We start from the raw sequence: 23760 nt of genomic DNA, 5'->3' as shown, positions 1-23760 counted from the left end.
CCTGCGCCCGCTCGACCTTTTCCCACATTTCTCGCCGCCGATGCGCGCACGCCACGCGAGGTCTTTACAATGGGCGCTTTTGCGGCGCGCGGCGCCGCGATGCGAACGCCCCCTTTCTCGTCCTACGTTCTTCATGCCGCCCGTTTCGCTGTTCCGTCTACGCACCCTGTTCTGCCCGAACACCCCGAGTCCGCTTGCTCGTCCGCTTGCTCGTCCGCTTGCTCGTCAATTTGCTCGTCAATCTGCACGCCCCCTCGGGCTCGTCCTCGCCTGCGCCGCGCTCGCCACGTCGCTAGCCGGCACGCCCGCCCTGGCGCAAGGCCAGGGCGAAGCGCCGCCCGCCGGCGCGCGCGTGCCTGCCGTCAACGTCAGCACCGTCCTGCCGCCCAGCGTGATGGCGGGGCTCGAGCGCGCAAACGTGCCGCTTTCGTCGGTGAGCGTGGTGATCGAAAAAGTGGGCGACCGCCAGCCGAGCGTGGCCGTCAACGCGGGCCAGCCGATGATGCCCGCCTCGACGATGAAGCTCGTCACCACGTGGACCGGCCTCTCGATGCTCGGGCCCGACTTCCGCTGGAAGACCAGCGCCTACACCGACGGCGACGTGGACGCGAGCGGCACGCTGCACGGCAATCTCTATATCAAGGGCACCGGCGACCCGAAGCTCGTCCCCGAGGAACTGATCGATCTGGTGCAAAAGATTCGCGCGACCGGCATCGTGCGCATCGAAGGCTCACTCGTGCTCGACAAGAGCGAGTTCGACGTGTCCACGCGCGACCTGCCTTCGTTCGACGGCGACGACGGCGCGCCGTACAACGTCGGCCCCGATCCGCTGATGTACGCGTTCAAGGCGGTCTCGTTCACGTTCGCGCCGTCGCCCGACGGCGTGTCGGTCAACGTGGTGCCGCCCGTCGCGCAATGGCAGATCGACAACCAGATCCGCGAGCGCGGCGGCAAATGCGGCGGCCTTCTGCCGAGCCCGCAGGTCACGCCGGGCACGAACGGCGTGGTCACGGCGAGCTTCGCGGGCAACTACGCGACGCGCTGCGGCGAGCGCACGCTCAACATGGCCGCGCCCGTCGATCACAGCACGTTCTTCGCCGACGGCTTTCTCGCGCTCTGGCAGCAGGCCGGCGGCAGCTTTGCGGGGACGACGCGCGAAGGCGTCGTGCCGCCGCGCTCGAGGCCGATCGCCGTGCATCAAAGCCCGCCGCTCTCGGACGTCGTGCACGACATCAACAAGTTCAGCAATAACGTGATGGCGCGCAACCTGTTCCTCACGCTCGGCGCGGTCGCCGGCAAGCCGCCCGCGACCACGGCGAAGGCCTCCGCTGCCGTCACTGCGTTCCTGCGCAAGAGCGGCCTGAACATGCCCGATCTCGTGCTCGACAACGGCTGCGGTCTTTCGCGCGAAGAGCACATCAGCGCGCTTTCGCTCGCGAATCTGCTGCAAGCCGCCAATGCGAGCCCGGTGGGGCAGCCATTCATCGACTCGCTGCCGATTGCAGGCGTGGACGGCACCATGCGCCATCGCCTGAACAACGCGGGCGTCGACGGCAACGCGCATATCAAGACCGGCACGCTGCGCGACGTGCGCGCGATCGCGGGCTATGTGGCCGCCCAGAACGGCGAGAGCTGGATCGTCGTGAGTCTCATCAACGATCCGCGCGCCGAAGCTGCGCGCGCCGCGCACGACGCGCTGCTCGAATGGGTCTATCAGGGCATGCCCGAGGAACGGCCCGTGTATGTCGATCCGCATCCGAAGCGTGCGTCGAAGGCGGCGAAATCCCGTTCTGCCAGCCACGCCACGAAAGCGGAAAAGACCAGCAAGACCGTCAAGCGGACGCGCGGCGCCCATTGATCGCCAGGGCGCGCCAGCCGATGCTGGCGCGCCCCGCTTTCCGCGCAAACTCGATGCGTGAATCCGGCCCGCGCATTCCCCCTCCCCGCTCCCCCTATCCTCTCCCGCCGGGCGCTCCGCTCGAAGTTTTCCTCTAGCAAAGCCCCGAGCGCCGCGCGCGTCGGGCGTGTACTCTGACAGGCGAAGTCGATTGGCTCGTCGGAATGCGCTGATCGACACAACACACAACAATGCCGCGCTGACTCGCCAGCGCCGCCCAAGGGACAAGGAGGACGGGTTTCGTGCAGTTCGACGTTGAATGGCTGCTGCTCGCCCTCGCGCCAGTCTTTCTCGCTTGCATCGGCTGGGAGGCATGGCACCTTGCCCGCACGCGCCCTGGCGCCGCGCTGTACAACTGGCCCGACACGCTCTGCAACGCCGCGCTCGCGCTCATGCACCAGGGCGCCGACAAGCTCGCCTGGCTCGTCGCCATTCCCGTCTACGCGTATCTCTACCGGCACTGGCGCATCGTCTCGTGGCAGCCGGGCGTCGGCGCGTGGCTCGCGCTGTTCGTCGCGCAGGATCTGCTCTATTACGTGTTCCACCGCGCGAGCCATCGCGTGCGGTGGCTATGGGCCGCGCACGTCGTCCATCACTCGTCGGAGCGGCTGAACTTCTCCACCGCGTTCCGCCAGAGCCTCATGTATCCCGTCGCGGGCATGTGGGTCTTCTGGATTCCGCTCGCCGTGCTCGGCTTCCCGCCGATGCAGATCGTCGGCATCGTGCTCGTCAATCTCGCATTCCAGTTCTTCGTGCATACACAAACCGTCGGCAAACTCGGCTGGCTCGAGTACGTGTTCAACACGCCGTCGATCCATCGCGTCCATCACGCGCGCAATGCGCAATACATCGATCGCAATTACGCAGGCGTGCTTGCGATCTGGGACCGCCTGTTCGGCAGCTACGTCGAGGAAGATGCACACGAGCCGCCCGTCTACGGCATCGTCAAGCCGCTCGATACCTACAACCCGCTTAAGGCGAGCTTTCACGAATGGCTGGCGATGGTGCGCGATTGCTCGCGCATGCCCGACTGGCGCTCGCGGCTCGCTGCGCTGTTCGCGCCGCCCGACTGGTGCGAGCGCCGCGATTGCGCACAAGCAGTAACTGGCTTCGCTGCGATACGCACATGCGTGTCGGAAAACAACACCGAGGGTGACATCGGATCGCGCAAGACCTGACGGATTGCGTAGTCTGACGATTAAAAGCTGGCAGCAGGCAATGGCAACACGCGCAACAAACGCAACACACGCCACAACAGAGGAGATGAAGTGAATATGAAGCAACAAGGACCGAGACACCGTACGCTCGTGCGCGCCACCCAGATCGCAGTCGCGAGCGCGGCTTTCGCGCTCCTCGCCGCGTGCGGCGGCGGTGGCGGCAGCAGCAGCAGCAGCACGAGCGCGCCGCCGCCGTCGGGCGTGAGCCTGCAGGTCGTGGCCTTCGGCACGAGCCTCACCGACGCCGGCACGTATTCGCCGCAGATCACGCCGGGCTTCGGCGGCGGCCGCTTCACGACCAATCCGGGCGAAGTCTGGGCCCAGAAGGTATCCGAGTATTTCGGCAATCCGCTCACGCCGGCCTTCGAAGGCGGCTTCGGCCTGCCGCTGACGGCCTCGGGCGGCTTCGATTATGCGCAGGGCGGCGCGATGGTCTCCACCGGCGGCGTGGCCAATACCAGCGCCCCGATCGCCACCGCCAGCCAGCAGCCCGTGACCTGGCAGGTCGGCCAGTACCTGGCACAGCACGGCAGCTTCAATGCGAACCAGCTCGTGCTCGTCGAAGGCGGCGCGAACGAAATCCTGGCGCTGCTCGACAACAGCGGCGCTGGGCTCACGGCGTTCGGCAAGGCCCTCGCGGCCACGCCGTTCTCGACGCTTGTGAACGATCCCGCAACCCAGGCGAAGACGGTCCAGTCGCTGGTTTCGCAGGGCTTCACGCAGGCGCAGGCCACGGCGCTGGTGCCGGCCGCCATCGCGCTGCAGATCATCACGACGGATCCGAACGCCGCAACCGACTTCGCATCGGTCCTGCCAATCGTCACGGCGGCCACGACGCTGGCCACCATCGTCAACACGCAAATCGCGGGCACGCCCAAGGTCGCGGTCGTGACGGTGCCCGACGTCGGCAAGACGCCAGCAGCAATGACGGCCGATGCAGCCGTCGGCGCGACGCCGGGCTCGGCGAACGCACCCGACCAGGCGCTCTCGCTCATCTCCGCGGTCTACAACCTCGCGCTGCTCAAGGGTCTCCAGCCGTCGATCGCGGCCAAGAAGGTCATCCCGATTGATACGTTCTCGTGGATCGACCAGTCGATCCAGAACGCCGCGAGCCTCGGCTTCACCGTGACGAATACGGGTACCGGCTGCAACATCACGCAGATGGCGGCCAGCGCCACCAACTATGCGCTGGCCAATCCGAAAGCGACGCTCGGCCTGGACCCGGCCACGACGCCGCAAGCGGTCATCAACGCGGCCGCGCAGCAATACGGCCAGGCCTTCGGCGACTCGCTGTTCTGCTCGCCGCAGACCTACACGACCCCCAACGCGCCCACGACGTACATGTTCGCGGATCTCGTGCACCCGACCACCGAGCTGCACGCCCAGTTCGCCACCTACGTGGAAAAGCAGTTGGCTGCTGCGGGCATCGGCAAAGCGCCGCAGTAATAGACTGTATGCGCCGGGGCTCCCGGCGTAAAAAAACACCCACGGCCCGCCAGGGTCGTGGGTGTTTGCATTTGCATCAAGCGCGGAGAATCGCGCGTTAGTTTTGCTGCGCCTCGAATGCCGCGGCCGCGCGGCCAAGGCGGTCGTTCACGGCGATCCACTCGATGGTCTCGGGAAGCTTCTCGATGAGGATGCGCGAAACGTTCGCGCGATCGAGCGCGCGCAGCAGGCCGTAGAGCTCGCGCGCATAGGTCTGCGGCTCTTCCGGCGCGGCCACGAAATGCACGTTCGCGGCGCTCGCCCAGGCACCGGCGCGCGAGCCACGCGCCACCAGCGCCACCGTTTCACCCGCATCGCGCGCGGCGGCGAGCAGCGGCTCCAGCGCTTCGAACGGCAGCAGCGCGAGCGGCGTGCGCGGCGCGTAGTGCGCCTTGAGCGTGCCCGACGCGCGCGGCGCCGTGGCGTCCGAGCCATCGGGCAGACGCGGCGCCTCGCCCAGCACGCGCGCGATATCGTGCGGGCTCACGTGGCCCGGGCGCAGCAGCGCGGGGAAGCCGCGCGAGAGGTCGAGAATCGTCGATTCGATGCCGACGTCGCACGCCCCGCCATCGAGCACGTGCACGGCCGCGCCGAATTCGTCGCGCACGTGCTGCGCCGTGGTCGGGCTCACATGGCCGAAGCGGTTCGCCGAAGGCGCCGCGACGCCGCCATGGCCGCCGCGCCGCTTCGAGAACGCGGCCAGCAGTTGCTGCGCCACCGGATGCGACGGGCAACGCAGGCCAACCGAATCCTGGCCGCCGCTCACTGCGTCGGGAATGCGCGCGTGACGCTTGACGATCAGCGTGAGCGGGCCGGGCCAGAACGCATCGACGAGCTTCTGTGCGGCCTCGGGCCACTCGGCGGCCCAGTATTGCGGATCGCCGCCCGGCGGCAGATGCACGATCACCGGATGATTCGCGGGCCGGCCCTTCGCGGCGTAGATGCGCGCGACGGCCTCGGGGCTCGCCGCGTCGCCGCCGAGCCCGTAGACCGTCTCGGTGGGAAACGCGACCAGCTCGCCCGCGTCGAGCAAGGCGGCGGCGGCCTCGATCTCGGCTGCGGTTACTGCGGGTGCTGCCGTTACGTTGGGGCCTGGCTGCTGATCAGACATGATGCGGCCCGGCTCAGCGCGTGGCGATGTGCAACAGACGCGCGCAATCGCGCGCGGCCGTGCGCGCTTCGTCGAGCGTCGGCGCGGTGAAGTTCACGTGGCCCATCTTGCGGCCCGGACGCGCCTCTTCCTTGCCGTACAGATGCAGGCGCGCGGAAGGCATCGCCGCGACCTGGTCCCACGGCGGCGTGACGGGCGCGGCGCCTTTCTGGACCTTCGTCTCGCCCGCGCCCACGGCAAACCACACGTCGCCGAGAATATTGAGCATCACGGCCGGCGAGTGCTGACGCGGGTCGCCGAGCGGCATGCCGGTCATCGCGCGCACTTGCTGCTCGAACTGGCTCGTAGCGCACGCATCGGTCGTGTAGTGGCCCGAGTTGTGCGGACGCGGCGCCATTTCGTTGGCGACGAGCGAGCCGTCTTCGAGCACGAAAAACTCCACGCACAGCACGCCCACGTAGCCGAGCTTCGCCGCAATCTGCAACGCCGACTGCTGCGCCTGCTGCACGAGCGCCGCGCTCGCGTCGGGCGCGGGGACGATGGTGTGCGAAAGCACGCCGTCGCGGTGCACGTTCTGCGCGAGCGGGTACACCACGCTCGCGCCGCTCACGCCGCGCGCGATCAGCGCGCTCACCTCGAACTTCAGCGGCAGGCGCTTTTCCAGCACGCACGGTACGCCGCCGAGCGAAGCATGCGCCTCGCGCACTTCCTCGGCGTTGGTCACGCGAATCTGGCCTTTGCCGTCGTAGCCCATGCGCGCGGTCTTGAGGATGCCCGGCAGCACGGCGGCGAGCGCCTCGTCGCCGATGGCGGCCAGCGCCTCGCGCGACTCGATCACCACATGGGGCGCGACCGGCACACCCGCCGCCGCGATAAAGCGCTTTTCGGCGATGCGGTCCTGCGCGACGGCCACGCAGCGGCCGGCCGGGCTCACGAAGGTCGACTTCGCGAGCGCGTCGAGGCTCGCCGCGGGCACGTTCTCGAATTCGGTGGAGATGGCCGCGCACAGGCGCGCAAGCTCGGTGAGCGCGGCTGGGTCGTCGTAGGGTGCGCGGATATGGCGGTCGGCGACCGCGCCGGCGGGGCTCGTCGCATCGGGATCGAGCACGGCGACGCGATAGCCCATGGCCTGGGCGGCAAAGCAGAACATGCGGCCGAGCTGGCCGCCGCCCACCATGCCCAGCCAGGCGCCGGGCAGGATCGGTGAAACCGGAGAGTTGTCAGGAGTCATCTTCGTGGTCGGTCGCGGCTGGCCGCGGCGCCTGAGGAAGGCGCGCGGGCCAGACCGAGGTTTAACGTCGCAACGCAAAGAGGCGGGAGCGCTGCCCCGCCTCTTTGCCTCTAGACGATGTCACTTGCCTGCTTCGCAGCGAGCAGGTGCTGCATCAAAGCGCCGGCAGCACCATCGCATGCGCCGCTTCGTTCTGGCGCACGCGGAAGGCCGCGAGCTTGTTCGCGTATTCGGGATCGGTCACGCTCAGCATCGATACGGCGAACAGCGCCGCATTCGCCGCGCCCGCCTCGCCGATGGCGAAGGTCGCGACCGGCACGCCCTTGGGCATCTGCACGATCGAGTGAAGCGAGTCCACGCCCTTCAGATACTTGCTGACCGCCGGCACGCCGAGCACTGGCACCGTGGTCTTGGCCGCCAGCATGCCGGGCAGGTGCGCCGCGCCGCCCGCGCCCGCGATGATCGCGCGCAGGCCGCGCTCGCGCGCTTTTTCCGCGTACTCGAACATTTCGTCGGGCATGCGGTGCGCCGAGACCACCTTCGCCTCGTACGCGACGCCGAATTCCTGCAGGATCGCGACCGCATGCTTCATCGTGTCCCAGTCGGAGCTGGAGCCCATCAACACGCCGACGAGCGGCGCCGCGTGCTGGTGAGCCGTCTGAACTTCACTCATTGTGCTTCCTTCTTCCCTCTTTGCGCTGCTTTACGGCGCTGCTTTAAGCGAGCTTCTGGCCCGTGAGGCGTTCGAGCGCCTCCTGATACTTCGCCGACGTCTTCGCCAGCACGTCGTCGGGCAGCTTCGGCGCCGGCGGCTCTTTCTTCCACGGCTGGGTTTCGAGCCAGTCGCGCACGAACTGCTTGTCGAACGACGGCGGATTCGAGCCCACCTGGTATTGATCGGCAGGCCAGAAACGCGACGAGTCGGCGGTCAGCGCTTCGTCCATCAGATAGAGCTGGCCCTTGTTGTCCAGACCGAACTCGAACTTGGTGTCGGCGATGATGATGCCGCGCGTGGCCGCGTAGTCGGCCGCTTCCTTGTACAGCTTGATGGAAATCTCTTTGATGGTGCGCGAAAGCTCGGTGCCGATGCGGCGCTCCATTTCTTCGTAGGTGATGTTCTCGTCGTGATGGCCCATTTCGGCCTTGGCTGCCGGCGTGAAGATCGGCTCGGGCAGTTTTTGCGCGTTTTGCAGGCCCGACGGCAGTTGCACGCCGCACACGGCGCCCGTTGCCTGATAGTCCTTCCAGCCGCTGCCGGCCAGATAGCCGCGCACCACGGCTTCCACGAGGATCGGCTCCAGACGCTTGACCACCACAGCGCGGCCCTTGACCTGATCGACTTCGTCGGCGGCCACGACCGTCTCGGGCGCGATGCCGGTGAGGTGATTCGGCACGACGTGCTTGAGCTTCTCGAACCAGAAGTCGGCCATCTGGTTGAGCACCTCGCCCTTGCGCGGAATCGGCTCGCCCATGATGACGTCGAACGCCGACAGGCGGTCGGTCGTGACGATCAGCAGCTTGTCGTCGCCCACGGCGTAGTTGTCGCGGACCTTGCCGCGGCCGAGGAGCGGCAGCGAGCGGAGCGTGGATTCGTAGAGGGTAGACATCGTCGTGATTCGCTAAAAGGACAATCGAAAACGGGCAGATCCGGGCAATATCGCGGCCACGGATCGCGGAATCAGTCCCCGGCGGGGAGCCGGAATCTGAAAGTATTGCGAGGGTAAACCAAAACTAATCAGAAATCCCGGAAAAGCCCATCGCCGTTCCCCCAAAACAGGCGGAAACGGCGATGTTTTTTACGACTTCGGGACAGCCGCGCCAGCGCGGCTACCCATTTAGCGGACGATCTGCGCGAGTTCGCCCGACTTGTACTTCTCTGCGATCTTGTCGAGCGAGACCGGCTTGATCTTGCCAGCCTGGCCTTCGCAGCCGAACGCGAGGAAGCGGTCCACGCAGACCTTCTTCGCGGCTTCGCGAGCCGGCTTCAGGTAGTCGCGCGGGTCGAACTTCGACGGATTCTCGAACATATAGCGACGGATCGCGCCCGTGATCGCCAGACGCAGATCGGTGTCGATGTTGATCTTGCGCACGCCGTGACGGATGCCTTCCTGGATCTCTTCGACCGGCACGCCGTAGGTTTCCTTCATGTCGCCGCCGAATTCGCGGATTTCCGCGAGCAGCTCCTGCGGCACCGACGACGAACCGTGCATCACGAGGTGCGTGTTCGGAATGCGTGCGTGGATTTCCTTGATGCGCTGGATCGACAGGATGTCGCCCGTGGGCTTCTTGGAGAACTTGTACGCGCCGTGCGAGGTGCCGATGGCGATGGCCAGCGCGTCGCACTGCGTGAGCTTCACGAAGTCGGCGGCCTGCTCCGGATCGGTCAGGAGCTGCTCGCGCGTCATGGTGCCTTCGGCGCCGTGACCGTCTTCCTTGTCGCCCTTCATCGTCTCGAGCGAGCCGAGCACGCCCAGTTCCGCTTCCACGGTGACGCCGATCGAGTGCGCCATTTCGACGACCTTGCGCGAAACATCGACGTTGTACTCGTACGAAGCGACCGTCTTGCCGTCGGCTTCGAGCGAGCCGTCCATCATCACGCTCGAGAAACCGCTGCGGATGGCTGCCATGCAGACCGCCGGCGACTGGCCGTGGTCCTGGTGCATCACCACGGGAATATGCGGATACGACTCGATCGCGGCTTCGATCAGGTGGCGCAGAAACGGCTCGCCCGCATATTTGCGCGCGCCTGCCGAAGCCTGCATGATCACCGGCGAGCCGACCTGGTTGGCGGCTTCCATGATGGCCTGGACCTGTTCCAGGTTGTTCACGTTGAACGCCGGCAGGCCATAGCCGTTTTCAGCGGCGTGGTCGAGCAGTTGACGCATTGAAACGAGAGGCATTGTTGCTACTCCTTTGATTTGAAACGAATTGCTTCGTGCCGCCGGCCGTCTTGCGCGGCCGGTCGAGGATGGCCTTGCGGCCATCGCCCGCGCGCGGGGCAGCGGGCTCAATTTCGTGATTTTATCGCGAAGCCGCTACGTTCCCGCCGCCAAAAAAACGAACTGGCATGAAATTAGCGTATCAGGACGTCAAATCGGCGAGAAGATGCAAAAAGAGTTGACAGCCCGCGCACCGCCTCGATTGCGCGCGGGCCACAAATGCTGGGGAAAGCGGCCCCATCAGCACCTTGTTGGCACCTTTAAGATACCAATTCGATACCAACGTCATGCTCCCCTTTTTCGCGCGAGCCTCACAAATAAAGCGAAAAAATTCGCCGCGGCTTTACAAGACGTCGCCGACCCGCACGATCTTCAGCGTGTTGGTGCCGCCGGGCTGGCCCATCGGCTCGCCCACGGTCAGCACGACCATGTCCCCGCGCGCCGCGTAGCCCTTGCTCACCACCACTTCGATGGCCTGCTGGAGCGCCGTGTCGCGGTCGTTGCTGGTGTCCAGATGCAGCGGCGTGACATTGCGGTAGAGCGACATCGCCCGCTCGCTGCCGGCGCGCGGCGTGAGCGCGAAGATGGGCACATGGGTCCAGTGGCGCGACATCCAGAGCGCGGTCGAACCCGAATCCGTGAGTGCGACGATGGCCTTTGCGCCCAGGTGATAGGCCGTGAACAGCGCGCCCATGGCGATCGACTGGTCGATGCGCGTGAAGGTGCGATCGAGAAAATCCTTGTCGAGCTCGCTGTGCTCCGACTTCTCCGCTTCCACGCAGATCGCGGCCATCGCCTCGATGGTCTCCACCGGATACTTGCCCGCCGCCGACTCGGCCGAGAGCATCACGGCGTCGGTGCCGTCGAGCACGGCGTTGGCCACGTCCGAGACTTCGGCGCGCGTGGGCACGGGCGCGTGGATCATCGACTCCATCATCTGCGTGGCCGTGATCACGAGCTTGTTCGAGTCGCGCGCCATGCGGATCATGCGCTTTTGCAACGCCGGAACCGCCGCGTTGCCCACTTCCACAGCGAGATCGCCGCGCGCGACCATGATGCCGTCCGACGAATCGAGAATTTCCTGCAGCGCCGGAATGGCTTCGGCGCGCTCGATCTTCGCGATCATCTTCGGCTTGATGCCGTAGGGCGCACCCGCGATGTTCGCGAGCTGGCGCGCCATTTCCATGTCGGTGGCGTTCTTCGGGAACGACACGGCTACGAAGTCCGCGCCGAGCGACATCGCCGTGCGGATGTCCTCCATGTCCTTCGCGGTGAGCGCGGGCGCCGTGAGGCCGCCGCCCTGGCGGTTGATGCCTTTATTGTTCGACAGGTCGCCGCCCACGCGCACTGTCGTGTGGATCTCGCTGCCGATCACGCGCACCACGTCGAGCACGATCAGGCCGTCGTTGAGCAGCAGCACGTCGGCGGGCTTCAGGTCGCGCGGCAGGTCCTTGTAGTCGAGGCCGACGCGCTCGTCGTTACCGAGCTCGCAGTCGGCGTCGAGGATGAAGGACTTGCCCGGCTCGAGCGTCGTCTTGCCGTTTTCGAACTTGCCCACACGAATCTTCGGGCCTTGCAGGTCGGCCATGATCGCGACTTCGCGGCCGGACTGGCGAGCGCATTCCCGCACCATCTCGGCGCGCTGGCGATGATCGTCGGCAGTGCCGTGCGAGAAGTTCAGACGCACCACGTCCAATCCCGCGCGGATCATTTTCTGCAGGACGTCCGGCGTGCTGGAAGCCGGACCGATGGTGGCAACAATCTTGGTGGCGCGATGCATGAGTCTCCTCGTCTGGATAGGATCGCTGGAAAAACCGTTGTTGCGAGATGTGCTGGCCGGCCCGATCGCCGATGCGGCGGGGCCGGAACGCGCACCGGTCAGACCCGGCGTCGCTTTCTTGGAGAGCTCGGCGCCAGTCGGCTGGACTGGCGCGGCGTTGCTTGTGATGGTGCTGCGTATGTTCGTGCCCGCGAGCGGCGCATGCTCGCGCTTTGGCGCGGCGGCGGGCGTCGCGCTCGCCCGCGCTGTGCCTGCGAGAGGCGCTGCGCGCCCCTGCTCTTTTACAGCTTTTGCGGCCCCGGCTGCGCCGCGCGGGCTGGCCGCGCCAGCGCGAGGAGACTTGCCAGCGGCGGCCTTTGCCACCTTCCCGGCCGGGGCGCGCGGCGCCACTTAACCTGCCGCCCGGGTTTCGAGCACTTCCACGGCCGGCAGCTTCTTGCCTTCGAGGAATTCCAGGAAGGCGCCGCCGCCGGTCGAGATATAGCTGACCTTGTCGGCGATGTCGTACTTCGCGATGGCCGCGAGCGTGTCGCCGCCGCCGGCGATCGAGAACGCGCCCGAATTGGCGATGGCGCTCGCGAGCGTCTTCGTGCCGTTGCCGAACTGGTCGAACTCGAACACGCCGACCGGGCCGTTCCACACCACCGTGCCGGCCTGCGCGAGCTGCGCGGCGAGCGCGTTGGCCGTGACCGGGCCGATGTCGAGGATCATGTCGTCGTCGGCCACATCGGCCACGTTCTTCGTCTCAGCCTTGGCCGTCGGCGAGAATTCCTTGGCTGTCACGACGTCGGTCGGGATCGGCACCGATGCCCCGCGCGCGCGCGCCGCTTCGATGATGGCCTTCGCTTCATCGACGAGATCGGCTTCAGCGAGCGACTTGCCGATCTTCAGGCCGGCCGCGAGCATGAACGTGTTGGCGATGCCGCCGCCCACGATCAACTGGTCGACCTTCTCGGCCAGCGTCTTGAGGATGGTGAGCTTGGTCGAGACCTTCGAGCCGGCGACGATCGCCACGAGCGGGCGCTTGGGCGCGCCGAGCGCCTTGCCGAGCGCGTCGAGTTCGGCCGCCAGCAGCGGGCCCGCGCAGGCGATGCCCGCGTACTTCGCGATGCCGTAGGTGGTGGCTTCGGCGCGGTGCGCGGTGCCGAAAGCATCATTGACGTAGATGTCGCAGAGCTGCGCCATTTTCTGCGCGAGTTCGTCGGAATTCTTCTTCTCGCCCTTGTTGACGCGGCAGTTTTCGAGCAGGACCACGTTGCCCGGCGCGACGTTCACACCGTTCTCGACCCAGTTCGCGACCAGCGGCACGTCGCGGCCAAGCAACTCGGCAAGGCGCTTCGCAACCGGCGCAAGCGAGTCTTCAGGCTTGAATTCGCCTTCGGTCGGGCGGCCCAGGTGCGAAGTGACCATGACGGCCGCGCCAGCGTCGAGCGCCGCCTTGATGGCCGGCACGGATGCGCGCACGCGGGTGTCTTCGGTGATGTTGCCCTGGTCGTCCTGCGGCACGTTCAGGTCGGCGCGGATGAACACCCGCTTGCCCTGGAGCTTGCCTTCGGAGATGAGGTCGGAAAGACGCAGAACCTTGTTCATGGAGATTTCATCTTGATGGTGGGAAGGCGGTGGCAAGCCGATGCGGGCGCCGAATGCAACGCGTGCCCGGATGCTATGGCTGCGCGGCACGTGCAATCGGGGACAAAGGCGCGAGGGGCGCGGCGCGGGATCCGCGCGGCTGCCCTCTGCCGGCCCTGTGACAGGCCGCGGCACCGCTGCGGGTCGCTGCTCGGCGCCGGGCGCAAGGCCAGCATCGATTTGCGAGATCGGTATTTTAGCCGATAGCCAGGTTGATCTGAGCCGTGCATCAGCGAATGTCGCGTATTTGCATGAACGCCGCGCAGACCTTACGGGACCTTACAGCGCCAACACATGCGCCCGCGAACGCGCTTGCGGCGCACAAATGACGCTAAAATGGCACACTTTGCCCCCGCGCACGCCCGAAGGGTTCGCGCCTTGGGGCGTGCGGCGCGACAGCCGGCTGCGCCCGGCCTGTGCCCGATCGATACACCGGATACAAAGAGAATCATCCTCATGAGCGAACTCAAGGAAATGCCCCTGGTCGAGTTGATGGCCAAGGACCTGCCCGCGTATTGCCCGAATCCGTCGATGCCGCGCTGGAGCAATCATCCGCGTGTCTTTCTCGACGTGACCCACGGCGAAGCGAAGTGCCCGTATTGCAGCACGCGCTACAAGCTGCGCGACGGCGAGGTCGTGCACGGCCACTGACGGCTGCTGCCGGCATGAAGCGGTACGGTTCGCGAGGTTCGTGCCCACGGCCGTAACGTGAGTGACGTGAGGACAGGCGGTGAGGACCGGCGGCCCAGGCCGCCGCATTCCGGGCGCACAGCGCAACGGAAGACGCCGCGCCAGCGTAGGCACCCGACGATGCCCGCGCCGGCTCGCGGCGTACTCCTCACACCTGCCGCTACGGTGCATCGTCTGCCACGCAGGCCGTTCGAGCGGCCCGCAGCCCGCTGGCGCGCTTGCCGCGCCGATCCCCTAACCGCGTTTCGCGCGCAAGCACCGGCACCAAGGTTGCCGGCCGCGCACGAAATCCCTGCCCTTTTTCCGGACTCTGACTCCCGATGCGCCGCGCGCTGGTAATTGCACCGAATTGGATCGGTGACGCACTGATGGCGCAGCCGCTTCTTTCGCGGCTCGTAAAACTGCATCCGCGCATCGACATCGATGCGATTGCGCCCACCTGGGTCGCGCCCGTGCTCGAGCGCATGCCCGAGATACGCGACGTCTACGCCACCGACCTCGCCCACGGCAAGCTGCAGCTGCTGCGCCGCTGGCAACTGGCTGGCGATCTGCGCACCGAGCGCTACGACGCGGTCTACGTGCTGCCGAATTCGCTCAAATCGGCGCTGATCCCGTGGCTCGCGAACATTCCGCTGCGCATCGGCTACACGGGCGAGAGCCGCTACGGCTTCCTGAACGTGCGCCACGCGAATCCGCCCAAGACCGAGCGCCCGCCGATGGTCAAGCACTACGCCGCACTCGCTTATGCGCCCGGCGCCACCGTGCCCGACGACCTGCCGCTGCCGCGCCTTGAAGCGGATCCGAACGAAGCCTCCCGCGTCTCGGCGCGCTTCAATCTCGACACGCGCGTGCCGCTGCTGGTGTTCTGCCCCGGCGCCGAATATGGCCCGGCCAAGCGCTGGCCGCCAGAGCACTTCGCTGCGCTCGCGCGCATGGTCGGACAGTCGTTCCCGTACACGCACATCGTCGCGCTCGGCTCGCCCAAGGACGCCCCGCTCGCCCAGGCCATCGCCGACAAAGCCCCGAACGTGCGCAACCTGTGCGGCCAGACCGCGCTCGGCGAAGCCTGCGCGCTCATCTCGCGCGCGAGCGCCGTCGTCACCAACGACTCGGGTCTCATGCATGTCGCCGCCGCGCTGCGCCGGCCGCTCGTGGCGATCTACGGGTCGACGGATCCGCGCCACACGCCGCCCTTGTCCGACCTCGCAAAGGTACAATGGCTGCACCTCGAATGCAGCCCCTGCTTTGCGCGCGAGTGTCCGCTCGGGCATCTGAATTGCTTGCGTGAACTAAGCCCGGAACAGGTTTTCGACGATTTGCGCGGTATGCTGGTCGCCCAGCGCTAGCAGCACTGAACCCGGCGGCGAGCGCGCTGCGCGTGCCCCGCGCGGTTTCCCTTCGGACCGCCTGCGGGCTGCCGGCGCCCCGCAAATCTCACGCGCCTCATGGGCTTCGGGCCGTGGATGTGCGGCACGCCACTGACACCATGCATCGAGCGCGCGCCCAATTCAGGTAACGCGCAACGAAGCGGGGCGTCACAGGCCTGTCTCGCGACGGTCTCATGATGCGGCGGCGCGCCTGGCTGCCAGGCGCCGCGAACTGCCGCATCGGAATCGAAGCAAATGCCGAAGCCAACGCCAACCCGCGCTAGAAGCGCATCAGATCAACGAACCATGCCACGTTTTGCCCACATCTTCGAAGCCGCCGCGGACACCCTCAATGCCTACTATCAGGCCGTCGCGGAGGTCAACATCGACGCGTTGATGGGCCTGTGGATCGACGAGGAGTTCGTGAGCTGCATCAGCGCCCAGGGTTCGCATCTGCACGGCCTGTCCGACATTCGCGCCGGTCTTGTCGCGGAGCTCGAGGCCGCGCCGGTGTCGATCGAACCGCTCGACATCCGCGTCTACGACAGTCTGGGCACGGTGGTCTACGCGATCGTGGAGGCGCATCGCCCCGTGGATCCGAACGCGATTCCGGCGATGGTCTTCACGACTTATGTGATGGTGCATGAACGCGGCGAGTGGCGCATCGCGCACATTCATGCGAGCCGCATGCCCGACGACGCCGCGAGCCAGTTCTCAGCGAAGCTGCGCCACGGCCAGGGCGCGCTGCATTGACGAAGGCGGGCGCGGCGCCAGCAGGACAGCGGTAAAAGCAGGGCCAGGCGCGGTAGAAAGGGGACGGCCATGAGCACGACAAGCGAAAAAGCGGCGTTAAGCCGGACTAGCAACGAAGCGGCAAGACACCCTGCCGCGTCTGTCCTGAACGGCGCGCGCGGCCACGCGCAGGGCGGCTCAAGCACTCCCTCACCCTGTCAAACATCCTGTCAAGCGCCCTACCAGGCCCCGTTCTGGCTGCCGGGCGCGCACATCCAGACCATCATTCCCGCGCTGTTCTCGCGCCTGCCCCTGCCCGCCTACCGGCGCGAACGCTGGGACACGCCCGATGGCGACTTCATCGAGCTCGACTGGGCCGACGCGCCGAATACGCCACAGCCTTCATCACAGGCGCCGCTATTCGTGCTCTTTCACGGCCTCGAAGGCAGCTCCGGCTCGCACTACGCCCGCGCGTTCGCCGCGGCGGCGCATGCGCGCGGCTGGCACGCGGTGATCCCGCACTTTCGCAGTTGCAGCGGGCCGATGAACCTGCTGCCGCGCTTCTACCATCTCGCCGACGCCGCCGAAGTCGACTGGGTCCTGCGCCGCCTCGCCGCGCGCCACGCGGGTCCGCTCGTGGCGGCGGGCGTTTCGCTCGGCGGCAACGTGCTGCTGCACTGGCTCGCGCAGCAACGCGAAGACGCGAAAATCTTGAGCGCCGCCGCCGCGATCTCGGCGCCGCTCGACGTGCACGCAGGCGGCAAGATGCTCGCGAACGGCTTCGGCATGGTCTACACGCGCAGCTTCCTGAAGACGCTCAAGGTAAAGGCGCTGCAAAAGCTCGAACAGTATCCGGGCTTGTTCGACGCGCAAGCCATGCTGGCGACGCGCAACATGTACGAATTCGACGACGTCGTGACCGCGCCGCTGCATGGCTTCAAGAGCGCACACGACTACTACACTCGCGCGACGGTCGGCCCGAAGCTCGGCGAGATTGCCGTGCCCACGCTCGTCCTCAACGCACGCAACGACCCGTTCCTGCCCGGCGACGTGCTGCCCTCGCGCCACGAAGTGAGCGCCGCGGTCGAGCTCGAGCAGCCCGAAGCCGGCGGCCACGTCGGCTTCATGACGGGGCCGTTTCCGGGCCGCAACGACTGGCTCGCGCAGCGCGTGACCCGCTACCTGTCGCCCCACCTCGCCAAGACTCATGGATGACATCGTCAAACAGGCGCTCGCGCGCTGGCCCAACGTTCCCCATTGCACCGGCTGGCTGCTGCTCGACGCGCGCGGCCACTGGCGCCTGCGCGACGAAGCCGACCAGGCCCAGGGCGCACCGGGCTCGCAGATCCGGCACGAGGCGCTCATCGGCTTCATCAACCGCAATTACGCGCGCGACGCAAAGGGCCAGTGGTTCTTCCAGAACGGGCCGCAACGCGTCTATGTCGAGCTCGAATACACGCCATGGGTCGTGCGCCTCGCCAGCGCGAAAGATGGCGCACTGACGCTCGCCGATCAAGCGGGCCAGCCTTTCGAGCCGACCGCCGTATACGTGGACGAGCATGGCAGCGTGCTATTCGAAGCCGTGCCGGAAGCGGACACCGAATCGACCACCGAATCGACCACCGAAAGCGTCGACACATCCGCCGCCACGCATGCGCGCGTGGCCCTGCTGCATGATCACGATCTCGACTGCTTCACGGAGCATGCGACGCTAGCCGAGGACGGCGCGAGCGGCACGTTTCACTGGCGCGCCGAAACCGCACTGCCCTTGCGGCCCATTGCACGCGCAGACGTGCCGGCGCATTTCGCATTCGTACGGAGTCCGGAGCAAGCTGAAAAGGCGGCAAAAGCCGCTGGCTGAGGCCGGACCGGCGCGCTCATCCCTGATCCTGTTCGTCCGCGCGCTCTTCCTTGTAGCGCGCCTCGAAGTCGTGCAGGCGCGCATCGATCGTCGACAAATCGTAGAACCCCACCGACTTCATGTCGCGCGCCTCCTTGAGCTGCCGGATTGCCGAGGGCCACGCGCCATCGAGCGCGAACTTCTCCGCGAGCGCGCGCCGCTGCGCAAGCAGGTCGCCCAGCCCCGCGCTCGACTGCGCGAGATACTGCCACCACGCCCCCTCACGCGGCTCGGACTCGGTCTCGGTGCGCGCAAGCGTCTGCGCCTCCTTGAAGCGGCGCGCGTCGATCAGCGCCTGCAGCAGACCGTCAGTGGCCGCGTGCGACGCGGGCCACGCTTCATGCGCGACCTGCGCGAGCCGCACAGCTTCGTCGACGCGGCCCGCGCGACGCGCGATCTCGGCGGCCAGCACGTCGAGGCTCGGCGAGCTGCGGATTTTGCCGCCACTGCTTTTGCCCCCATTGCCGCCCGCGCTTGTGCCATCCGCTGCTTCGAAGCGGGCAAACGACGCGCGCGCATTCGCCAACGACGCCGCTGCATCGTTGTAACGTTCGGCGCGCATTTGCGCACAGGCGATGCCGTACCAGTTCGCCGCCACGTTGAGCGCGACGCGATCGTCGATCTCAGCGCGCAGACGCGCGATCTCATCGAGGTAGTCGCCGCGCGAACGGTCCTGGAGCACACGCACGCGCGCGCGCACGAAGCCGTATTCGGGCGACTGGCGCGGCTGCCGGTAAGGCGAGCGGCGGGCGCGATCCTCCATGTCGGCGATGCGTGAAATGGTGAGCGGGTGCGTGCGCGCGTAGGCCGGCACGCCAGCGTCGCCCAGCGACGCGTGTTCGAGCCGCTCGAAGAACGCCACCATGCCCCACGGATCGTAGCCGGCGCCAGCCAGCAGCTTGAAGCCGACGCGGTCCGCCTCATGCTCGGCGGCGCGCGAGAAGCGCAACTGGCTGTCGACGGCGTACGCCTGGCTGCCCATGGCGATCGCGCTGCCGAGGTCGCCGCTGCGTGCCAGCACGCCCGCGAGAATGCCAAACACAATGCCCGCGAGCGCGGCATAACCCGAGCGCTCGTTCTGCGAAAGCATGCGCGCGATGTGGCGCTGGAGCACGTGGCCCATCTCGTGGCCGAGCACAGACGCCAGCTCCGACTCGGTCTGCGTGGCCACGATCAGCCCCGTATTCACGCCGATGAAGCCGCCCGGCAGCGAGAACGCATTGATCTGCCCATCGCGCACGGCGAACAGATCGAAGTCCGGCCGATACCCGCCGATGAACTGCGCCGCCGCCGAAGCCGAGAGGCGCTCCGCCACCGAGTTGAGATAGTCGTGCACGAGCCAGTCGCCGATATAGTCGGGGTCGCGCCGGACCTCGCGCATCACGCGCTCGCCGATGCGGCGCTCGGCCTGCGGAGTGAGCTTGCCGCCCGAGCCGTCGCCGAGGTCGGGCAGTTGCGGCACCCAGGCCGGTGCGCGCGCACTGGCGTTGCCGCGTGAGCCCGACATCCCGGGGGAGTCGGCGAGTTGTCCTGATCCGGATGTACCGAAGCGACTCTGCGCGCCGCCATAAGTGCCGAACACGCCCTGCGCGATTGAGGCGGGAATGGCGAAGCCGGCCTCATCGTCGAGCGGGCCGCTTACGAGCGCGGGTGCATCGGGCGCGAGCGTAGCGACGCCCGGCGTAGCGACGCCCGGCGTGGCTACGACGGACGGCTTGCTCGCGCCAGGCCTGGCCGGCATCGTGGCGGGCGCGCTCGCCGCATGGAGATCGAGCACGGCCGCGCGCGCAGCCGATGCCCCCGCCGCGCCGCCCGGCGCTTGCGCGTGCGCTTGCGGCGTAACGGCAAGCGACGTGCACAACCACGCAGCAAGTAGCCGTTTCAGATGCATTGATGACAGGATCGAAGAATGCAGGACGCTGGCCCGGTGGCAGGAACCCATCGTGTGCCGCCTGCGCCGACGGCCCCGATGGCCCCGAGTGGCCCCGACTGGCCCCCGAGTGGCCCCGACTGGCCGATTGTAGCCCGGTGCGGCAAGCCCGGAACGCTGCACTCCCCCAGGCTGGATGCTCCCACGGGGTGAAGGCGGATTCGAATCTTTCGCTTAATATATCGACGCGAACTATCGACGCAAACGATGCCCTCCGAGCTTACAATTCCAGAGCCTTGGCGCAGCCCCTGCCTCGATAGCCAATACACGTCACACACGGCACGTCGAGCGAAATCCTGCTAATTCGCGCCTCCATCACGAAAGAACCCACCATGCCCGAACTCACCCATTTCGACGCCGCAGGCGACGCGCACATGGTCGACGTCGGCGGCAAGGCCGAGACCCGGCGCATTGCCGTGGCGAGCGGCACGATCCGCATGCTGCCGGCCACGTTCGCGCTGGTGCGCGACGGCAACGCGAAGAAAGGCGACGTGATTGGCGTCGCGCGCATCGCCGCAATCCAGGGCGCCAAGCGCACCTCCGATTTGATTCCACTGTGCCATCCGCTCGCCATCACGCGCGTGAAGGTCGATTTCGCACTCGACGAGGCGCTGCCGGGCGTGCATTGCACGGCGCAAGTGGAGACGCTGGGCCGCACGGGTGTAGAGATGGAAGCGCTGACCGCCGTTCAGGTGGGCTTATTGACGGTCTACGACATGTGCAAGGCGGTCGATCGCGGCATGACGATCACCAATGTGCGCGTGCTGGAGAAGCACGGCGGGAAGTCGGGGGATTGGGTGGCGGCGGGTTGAGATATTGTTTTGTAAGTCTTAATTTCACGCCGAGACGAATTTTTAGATCACGGCCCCATCCCACGCTTCTCGTCGAAATCGGGTCTTAGACGCCTCAAAATTCGATCTTGTCCAAATTCTGTCCAAATGGAGACGGAATATGGCATCCATCCGACGCAGGGGCGACAAGTGGCAAGCACGGGTATCGCGGCACGGCTTCCCATCTGAAACGAAGTCGTTCGCAAGCCGACAAGATGCAGAACGGTGGGCACGATCAATCGAACAGGAAATGGATCGAGGTTCCTTCGTCAGCCGTAGCGAAGCTGAATCGACCACGCTCAAAGAAATCATTGAACGGTATATCGACGAGGTCTGCCCTGACAAAAGAGGCGGCACAGACGAAATCATTCGCTTGCGTGCAACCTGCCGGTCCAAGCTGGCAAAACTCAGCATGGCGGGGCTGACTCCGAAGGCTATAGCCACGTATCGGGATGAACGGCTGGAATCGGTCGCACCCGGCACGGTTATACGTGACCTCGCTTACCTGTCGTCGATCATCAATCACTCGATCCGCGAATGGGGCATCAACATCACGAACCCCATCCCCAAGGTGAGGAAGCCACCCGCACCACAGGGGCGAGACCGGATACTGTCACCAGACGAGGAAGCGAGGCTTCTGAGCGCCGTCGTTCCCACCGGGCGAAGAAATCCGTGGTTACTGCCCGCGACAATCCTCAGCCTCGAAACTGCCATGCGCCGTGGCGAGCTTCTCGCGCTTCGGTGGTCGAACGTCGATCTTCAGTCGCGTACAGCATATTTGCCGATGACCAAGAATGGGTTGGCGAGAACCGTACCGCTTTCGTCGAAGGCGATTGAAGTTCTCTCTACCCTACCCCACAGCATCGATGGCACAGTCATACCGTTAAGGGCATGCACGCTACATGCGGCGTTCAAACGAGCTTGCACAAGAGCACAGATAGCGAATTTCCACTGGCACGATCTTCGCCATATCGCTATCACTCGGATGGCCACCAAGTTGCCGAACGTGATCGAACTGGCGTCTGTTTCGGGACATCAAAGCTTGGCAATGCTCAAACGGTACTACCACCCATCAGCGACCGAACTGGCTAGGAAACTTGGCTGACCGATAGTCTTTAGACTACCGTCGAGACTGGTCGTCAGCCATCAGCCCCCTCGAAAGGGGTGGCTCCCTAACCCTCACGGAGACCGTGCATGAAAACTGTCCTCATCGTGTCGGGCAAGACATCTACAGTAGCCAGCAGAAGATCGACACGTTCATCAATTCTGTGCAGAGCCATTTTCAAAGCAACCCTGGTGCATGGTTCCATTGCGGTCGCCTGACGCCCCGTGGCATGGTTGAAGGGTATTCCGGCCCACAATCCGAGAAGACGGTTCTCGATCAGGCCGGAATCCTGTCTGACGGTCAGGTGTTTACCTTCTCGTCAGGTGTTTACCTTCTCGTAGGTCAACTGGCATTTCGGAAACGCAGCCCTGGCAAATATCTCCTGGAACGCGGATTTTTGCCTGGGTAAGTCTTTATGCGGGCCGCGCTGGCTCATTCCACCGCACGACCGATTACCGGATTCAACAAGCGACGACTGCCTGGGGTTGAGAAAACCAGGTGCATTTCGATCAGCGTTCCGTCGGGCGTCTGGATCGTTGTCGACTGACCCAGCTTCAGCGCCTTTCGTTCGTCGATAAGCCATTTTTCCGGCCAAGTTTCCAAACCGTTACCTCGTGCATCAATGCCCAGGTCCCGCAATGCCTGATGCACTGAGGCGTGCGCCGTTGGCTTTCGCGGCTTGCCATTGAGTCCGGTCACGATGCAAAGGTGTTGCTTACCCCTGCCGCTGTATTCCGGCCCCAGCATTGATGCTTCGGGCAGGGCCAAGGCGGCGGCGATTCGATCTGCAGTTTTCATGTGACTTTTTCTTTTGGAAATTGATCTGAGTATGCACTTTGATTCGCCATCGGCCATCAGTTCGTGACTGACGATCTCGTTGATCGCGTTGCGGATCCGGTTTGGCGCGACGAGCCTAAACGGTAACCACCCGATATTCGAGCGGCAACCCGACTGAATCGCGTAGATGAGCCAAATAGGCTGCGTCATCGTTCGAAAGCTGGTTTCGCCCAACCGCGACGAGCGTCACTTTTCGCCCCTCACTGTCAATCTGGAAGTAGGAGTATTCCAACAGTTGCCCTATGGCGAGCCGCAGCACAGTTCGTGGTGAAAGGTCCGACTTGATTTCGTACAACCGCAGTTCGCTATTCGTCTTGACCATTACATCAATGAAATTCTCTTCGCGCACGACAGCTGTGCCGGGGAACTCGGCTCGTAGCTGCTTCATGAGAACAGTCTGCATCCGTGCGTGTTCCGGGCTAACCCGCGTCGGCCCAACACCGTGGCGGGTGTACTCTGCGATGCTTGGGAAATCAGCGGAACCTGCACGCCCACCGTTGCGACGAAATTTCTCACGCAAGCCATCGACACCAGTCAACGAATAGCGATTCAGGTGCCATACAGGATCATCCTGCGAGGCAAAGGTGTCTCGCGCAAAGCGGTGTACGTTTTCGAGGCGATATCTCACATTTAAGGCATGCCTCGCCCACTGCACGTTACCAAGAGCTTCGATGTTGCCGCCGATCTCCCGGACCTCCTCCTGCATCGAGCTGAACCAACCGTTAGCCTTGAAAACGTCTAGCGCCGTCGCTGCCTGTTTATCATCTAGACACTCAACGTCTTCAATCCTTGCAACGTACCGTCTTTGTTTATCCGGTTGAATCGTGTAGAGCGTGACGTCGAATGGTTTGCGCTCTTCCACCAGTTTCCGATAGCTCCGATTTACTCCTTGAAGAAACGCATATCGCCAACCATCGATCTGCCATTCATCGCGAAACAGCCAGTCTTCATGGCCGAAGCCGTTGAGATTGGTATATGACTCTCCCCCTTCGTGTTGCGCGGCTTCGCCCGTCGGATGATGCCAGTCGGCACTGTTGTATGCGATACGCGTTATTTTTCCCATTCTTCGGGTTCCCTTGA

At 65.4% G+C, this 23760-nt stretch carries 22 protein-coding genes; 12 read left to right on the top strand and 10 right to left on the bottom strand.

All coding sequences use genetic code 11. From position 1 onward, the window contains the following. Positions 1 to 133 precede the first annotated feature (133 nt). The 3 genes from dacB (at position 134) to NH14_RS13220 (ending at position 4560) form a co-directional block, all read left to right on the top strand. On the top strand, positions 134 to 1858 hold the full coding sequence (dacB, locus tag NH14_RS13230) for a D-alanyl-D-alanine carboxypeptidase/D-alanyl-D-alanine endopeptidase (RefSeq protein ID WP_052148428.1): 1725 nt from the start codon (positions 134 to 136) through the stop codon (positions 1856 to 1858). Positions 1859 to 2139: 281 nt separating this feature from the next. Continuing rightward, the gene (locus tag NH14_RS13225; protein WP_035532444.1) at positions 2140 to 3075 is read left to right on the top strand and encodes a sterol desaturase family protein; all 936 of its coding nucleotides are present in this window, start codon (positions 2140 to 2142) and stop codon (positions 3073 to 3075) included. A 96-nt stretch (positions 3076 to 3171) separates the two neighbouring features. Then, positions 3172 to 4560 (top strand): SGNH/GDSL hydrolase family protein, encoded by a 1389-nt coding sequence (locus tag NH14_RS13220; protein WP_035532442.1) that lies wholly within the window; start codon positions 3172 to 3174, stop codon positions 4558 to 4560. A 97-nt stretch (positions 4561 to 4657) separates the two neighbouring features. Here NH14_RS13220 and NH14_RS13215 read toward each other — a convergent pair whose 3' ends face one another. From NH14_RS13215 to pyk, 6 genes are all read right to left on the bottom strand, one after another. Next, positions 4658 to 5710 carry an L-threonylcarbamoyladenylate synthase gene (locus NH14_RS13215; protein ID WP_035532440.1) on the bottom strand — a complete coding sequence of 351 codons (1053 nt, stop codon included), beginning with the start codon at positions 5708 to 5710 and terminating at the stop codon, positions 4658 to 4660. A gap of 13 nt (positions 5711 to 5723) precedes the next feature. Then, a complete protein-coding gene (locus NH14_RS13210; RefSeq protein WP_035532438.1) occupies positions 5724 to 6941 on the bottom strand; it encodes a 5-(carboxyamino)imidazole ribonucleotide synthase in 1218 nt (405 codons plus the stop codon). A 154-nt stretch (positions 6942 to 7095) separates the two neighbouring features. After that, positions 7096 to 7614 carry a 5-(carboxyamino)imidazole ribonucleotide mutase gene (purE, locus tag NH14_RS13205; protein ID WP_028217826.1) on the bottom strand — a complete coding sequence of 173 codons (519 nt, stop codon included), beginning with the start codon at positions 7612 to 7614 and terminating at the stop codon, positions 7096 to 7098. 43 nt (positions 7615 to 7657) lie between these two features. Beyond that, positions 7658 to 8548 carry a phosphoribosylaminoimidazolesuccinocarboxamide synthase gene (locus NH14_RS13200; protein ID WP_035532436.1) on the bottom strand — a complete coding sequence of 297 codons (891 nt, stop codon included), beginning with the start codon at positions 8546 to 8548 and terminating at the stop codon, positions 7658 to 7660. 228 nt (positions 8549 to 8776) lie between these two features. Next, the gene (gene fba, locus NH14_RS13195; protein WP_035532433.1) at positions 8777 to 9841 is read right to left on the bottom strand and encodes a class II fructose-bisphosphate aldolase; all 1065 of its coding nucleotides are present in this window, start codon (positions 9839 to 9841) and stop codon (positions 8777 to 8779) included. 382 nt (positions 9842 to 10223) lie between these two features. Beyond that, positions 10224 to 11660 (bottom strand): pyruvate kinase, encoded by a 1437-nt coding sequence (gene pyk / locus NH14_RS13190; protein WP_035532430.1) that lies wholly within the window; start codon positions 11658 to 11660, stop codon positions 10224 to 10226. Between pyk and NH14_RS13185 the strand changes: the two genes are divergently transcribed. Next, on the top strand, positions 11659 to 12054 hold the full coding sequence (locus NH14_RS13185; RefSeq protein WP_035532426.1) for a hypothetical protein: 396 nt from the start codon (positions 11659 to 11661) through the stop codon (positions 12052 to 12054). The two genes, pyk and NH14_RS13185, sit on opposite strands and share 2 nt — an antisense overlap. Here NH14_RS13185 and NH14_RS13180 read toward each other — a convergent pair. Continuing rightward, on the bottom strand, positions 12051 to 13250 hold the full coding sequence (locus tag NH14_RS13180; protein ID WP_035532423.1) for a phosphoglycerate kinase: 1200 nt from the start codon (positions 13248 to 13250) through the stop codon (positions 12051 to 12053). The two genes, NH14_RS13185 and NH14_RS13180, sit on opposite strands and share 4 nt — an antisense overlap. Positions 13251 to 13745: 495 nt before the next feature. On the opposite strand from NH14_RS13180, the gene NH14_RS13175 reads away from it, so the two are divergent. From NH14_RS13175 to NH14_RS13155, 5 genes are all read left to right on the top strand, one after another. Beyond that, positions 13746 to 13940 carry a zinc-finger domain-containing protein gene (locus NH14_RS13175; RefSeq protein ID WP_035532420.1) on the top strand — a complete coding sequence of 65 codons (195 nt, stop codon included), beginning with the start codon at positions 13746 to 13748 and terminating at the stop codon, positions 13938 to 13940. 359 nt (positions 13941 to 14299) lie between these two features. Further along, positions 14300 to 15325, top strand: coding sequence for a lipopolysaccharide heptosyltransferase II (waaF, locus tag NH14_RS13170; protein ID WP_035532417.1), 1026 nt, complete (start codon positions 14300 to 14302; stop codon positions 15323 to 15325). A 327-nt stretch (positions 15326 to 15652) separates the two neighbouring features. Beyond that, positions 15653 to 16099 carry a nuclear transport factor 2 family protein gene (locus NH14_RS13165; RefSeq protein ID WP_035532414.1) on the top strand — a complete coding sequence of 149 codons (447 nt, stop codon included), beginning with the start codon at positions 15653 to 15655 and terminating at the stop codon, positions 16097 to 16099. A 69-nt stretch (positions 16100 to 16168) separates the two neighbouring features. Further along, positions 16169 to 17293, top strand: a complete 1125-nt coding sequence (locus NH14_RS13160) for a hydrolase (RefSeq protein ID WP_035532411.1) — start codon at positions 16169 to 16171, stop codon at positions 17291 to 17293. Continuing rightward, a complete protein-coding gene (locus tag NH14_RS13155; RefSeq protein WP_035532409.1) occupies positions 17286 to 17939 on the top strand; it encodes a DUF2946 family protein in 654 nt (217 codons plus the stop codon). Before NH14_RS13160 ends, NH14_RS13155 begins: the two co-directional genes overlap by 8 nt. Positions 17940 to 17955: 16 nt before the next feature. Here the strand turns inward: NH14_RS13155 and NH14_RS13150 are convergent, their stop codons facing one another. Next, positions 17956 to 19869, bottom strand: coding sequence for a M48 family metalloprotease (locus tag NH14_RS13150; RefSeq protein ID WP_084225866.1), 1914 nt, complete (start codon positions 19867 to 19869; stop codon positions 17956 to 17958). Between the two features lie 371 nt (positions 19870 to 20240). Between NH14_RS13150 and moaC the strand changes: the two genes are divergently transcribed. The 3 genes from moaC to NH14_RS13135 all read left to right on the top strand — a co-directional run bounded on the left by moaC (position 20241) and on the right by NH14_RS13135 (position 22252). Next, positions 20241 to 20720, top strand: coding sequence for a cyclic pyranopterin monophosphate synthase MoaC (moaC, locus tag NH14_RS13145; protein ID WP_035532406.1), 480 nt, complete (start codon positions 20241 to 20243; stop codon positions 20718 to 20720). Positions 20721 to 20859: 139 nt separating this feature from the next. Further along, positions 20860 to 21843 carry a tyrosine-type recombinase/integrase gene (locus tag NH14_RS13140; protein ID WP_035532404.1) on the top strand — a complete coding sequence of 328 codons (984 nt, stop codon included), beginning with the start codon at positions 20860 to 20862 and terminating at the stop codon, positions 21841 to 21843. An 85-nt stretch (positions 21844 to 21928) separates the two neighbouring features. Beyond that, the gene (locus tag NH14_RS13135; protein WP_152617280.1) at positions 21929 to 22252 is read left to right on the top strand and encodes a hypothetical protein; all 324 of its coding nucleotides are present in this window, start codon (positions 21929 to 21931) and stop codon (positions 22250 to 22252) included. 23 nt (positions 22253 to 22275) lie between these two features. Here the strand turns inward: NH14_RS13135 and NH14_RS13130 are convergent, their stop codons facing one another. Further along, a complete protein-coding gene (locus tag NH14_RS13130; RefSeq protein WP_152617279.1) occupies positions 22276 to 22641 on the bottom strand; it encodes a hypothetical protein in 366 nt (121 codons plus the stop codon). A gap of 115 nt (positions 22642 to 22756) precedes the next feature. After that, positions 22757 to 23743 carry a hypothetical protein gene (locus tag NH14_RS13125; protein WP_152617278.1) on the bottom strand — a complete coding sequence of 329 codons (987 nt, stop codon included), beginning with the start codon at positions 23741 to 23743 and terminating at the stop codon, positions 22757 to 22759. Positions 23744 to 23760: the final 17 nt, after the last annotated feature.

The organism is Paraburkholderia sacchari (assembly GCF_000785435.2).
GTDB classification, from domain to species: domain Bacteria; phylum Pseudomonadota; class Gammaproteobacteria; order Burkholderiales; family Burkholderiaceae; genus Paraburkholderia; species Paraburkholderia sacchari.
Note: the sequence above shows the minus strand (reverse complement) of the source record. Positions and strands in the feature narration are given on the sequence as shown.

Coding starts and splice junctions, on each gene's coding strand:
- dacB (WP_052148428.1), top strand. CDS start 134: ATGCCGCCCGTTTCGCTGTTCCGTCTACGCACCCTGTTCTGCCCGAAC.
- NH14_RS13220 (WP_035532442.1), top strand. CDS start 3,172: ATGAAGCAACAAGGACCGAGACACCGTACGCTCGTGCGCGCCACCCAG.
- NH14_RS13215 (WP_035532440.1), bottom strand. CDS start 5,710: ATGTCTGATCAGCAGCCAGGCCCCAACGTAACGGCAGCACCCGCAGTA.
- NH14_RS13210 (WP_035532438.1), bottom strand. CDS start 6,941: ATGACTCCTGACAACTCTCCGGTTTCACCGATCCTGCCCGGCGCCTGG.
- purE (WP_028217826.1), bottom strand. CDS start 7,614: ATGAGTGAAGTTCAGACGGCTCACCAGCACGCGGCGCCGCTCGTCGGC.
- NH14_RS13200 (WP_035532436.1), bottom strand. CDS start 8,548: ATGTCTACCCTCTACGAATCCACGCTCCGCTCGCTGCCGCTCCTCGGC.
- fba (WP_035532433.1), bottom strand. CDS start 9,841: ATGCCTCTCGTTTCAATGCGTCAACTGCTCGACCACGCCGCTGAAAAC.
- NH14_RS13185 (WP_035532426.1), top strand. CDS start 11,659: ATGAGTCTCCTCGTCTGGATAGGATCGCTGGAAAAACCGTTGTTGCGA.
- pyk (WP_035532430.1), bottom strand. CDS start 11,660: ATGCATCGCGCCACCAAGATTGTTGCCACCATCGGTCCGGCTTCCAGC.
- NH14_RS13180 (WP_035532423.1), bottom strand. CDS start 13,250: ATGAACAAGGTTCTGCGTCTTTCCGACCTCATCTCCGAAGGCAAGCTC.
- NH14_RS13175 (WP_035532420.1), top strand. CDS start 13,746: ATGAGCGAACTCAAGGAAATGCCCCTGGTCGAGTTGATGGCCAAGGAC.
- waaF (WP_035532417.1), top strand. CDS start 14,300: ATGCGCCGCGCGCTGGTAATTGCACCGAATTGGATCGGTGACGCACTG.
- NH14_RS13165 (WP_035532414.1), top strand. CDS start 15,653: ATGCCACGTTTTGCCCACATCTTCGAAGCCGCCGCGGACACCCTCAAT.
- NH14_RS13160 (WP_035532411.1), top strand. CDS start 16,169: ATGAGCACGACAAGCGAAAAAGCGGCGTTAAGCCGGACTAGCAACGAA.
- NH14_RS13155 (WP_035532409.1), top strand. CDS start 17,286: ATGGATGACATCGTCAAACAGGCGCTCGCGCGCTGGCCCAACGTTCCC.
- NH14_RS13150 (WP_084225866.1), bottom strand. CDS start 19,869: ATGCATCTGAAACGGCTACTTGCTGCGTGGTTGTGCACGTCGCTTGCC.
- moaC (WP_035532406.1), top strand. CDS start 20,241: ATGCCCGAACTCACCCATTTCGACGCCGCAGGCGACGCGCACATGGTC.
- NH14_RS13140 (WP_035532404.1), top strand. CDS start 20,860: ATGGCATCCATCCGACGCAGGGGCGACAAGTGGCAAGCACGGGTATCG.
- NH14_RS13130 (WP_152617279.1), bottom strand. CDS start 22,641: ATGAAAACTGCAGATCGAATCGCCGCCGCCTTGGCCCTGCCCGAAGCA.
- NH14_RS13125 (WP_152617278.1), bottom strand. CDS start 23,743: ATGGGAAAAATAACGCGTATCGCATACAACAGTGCCGACTGGCATCAT.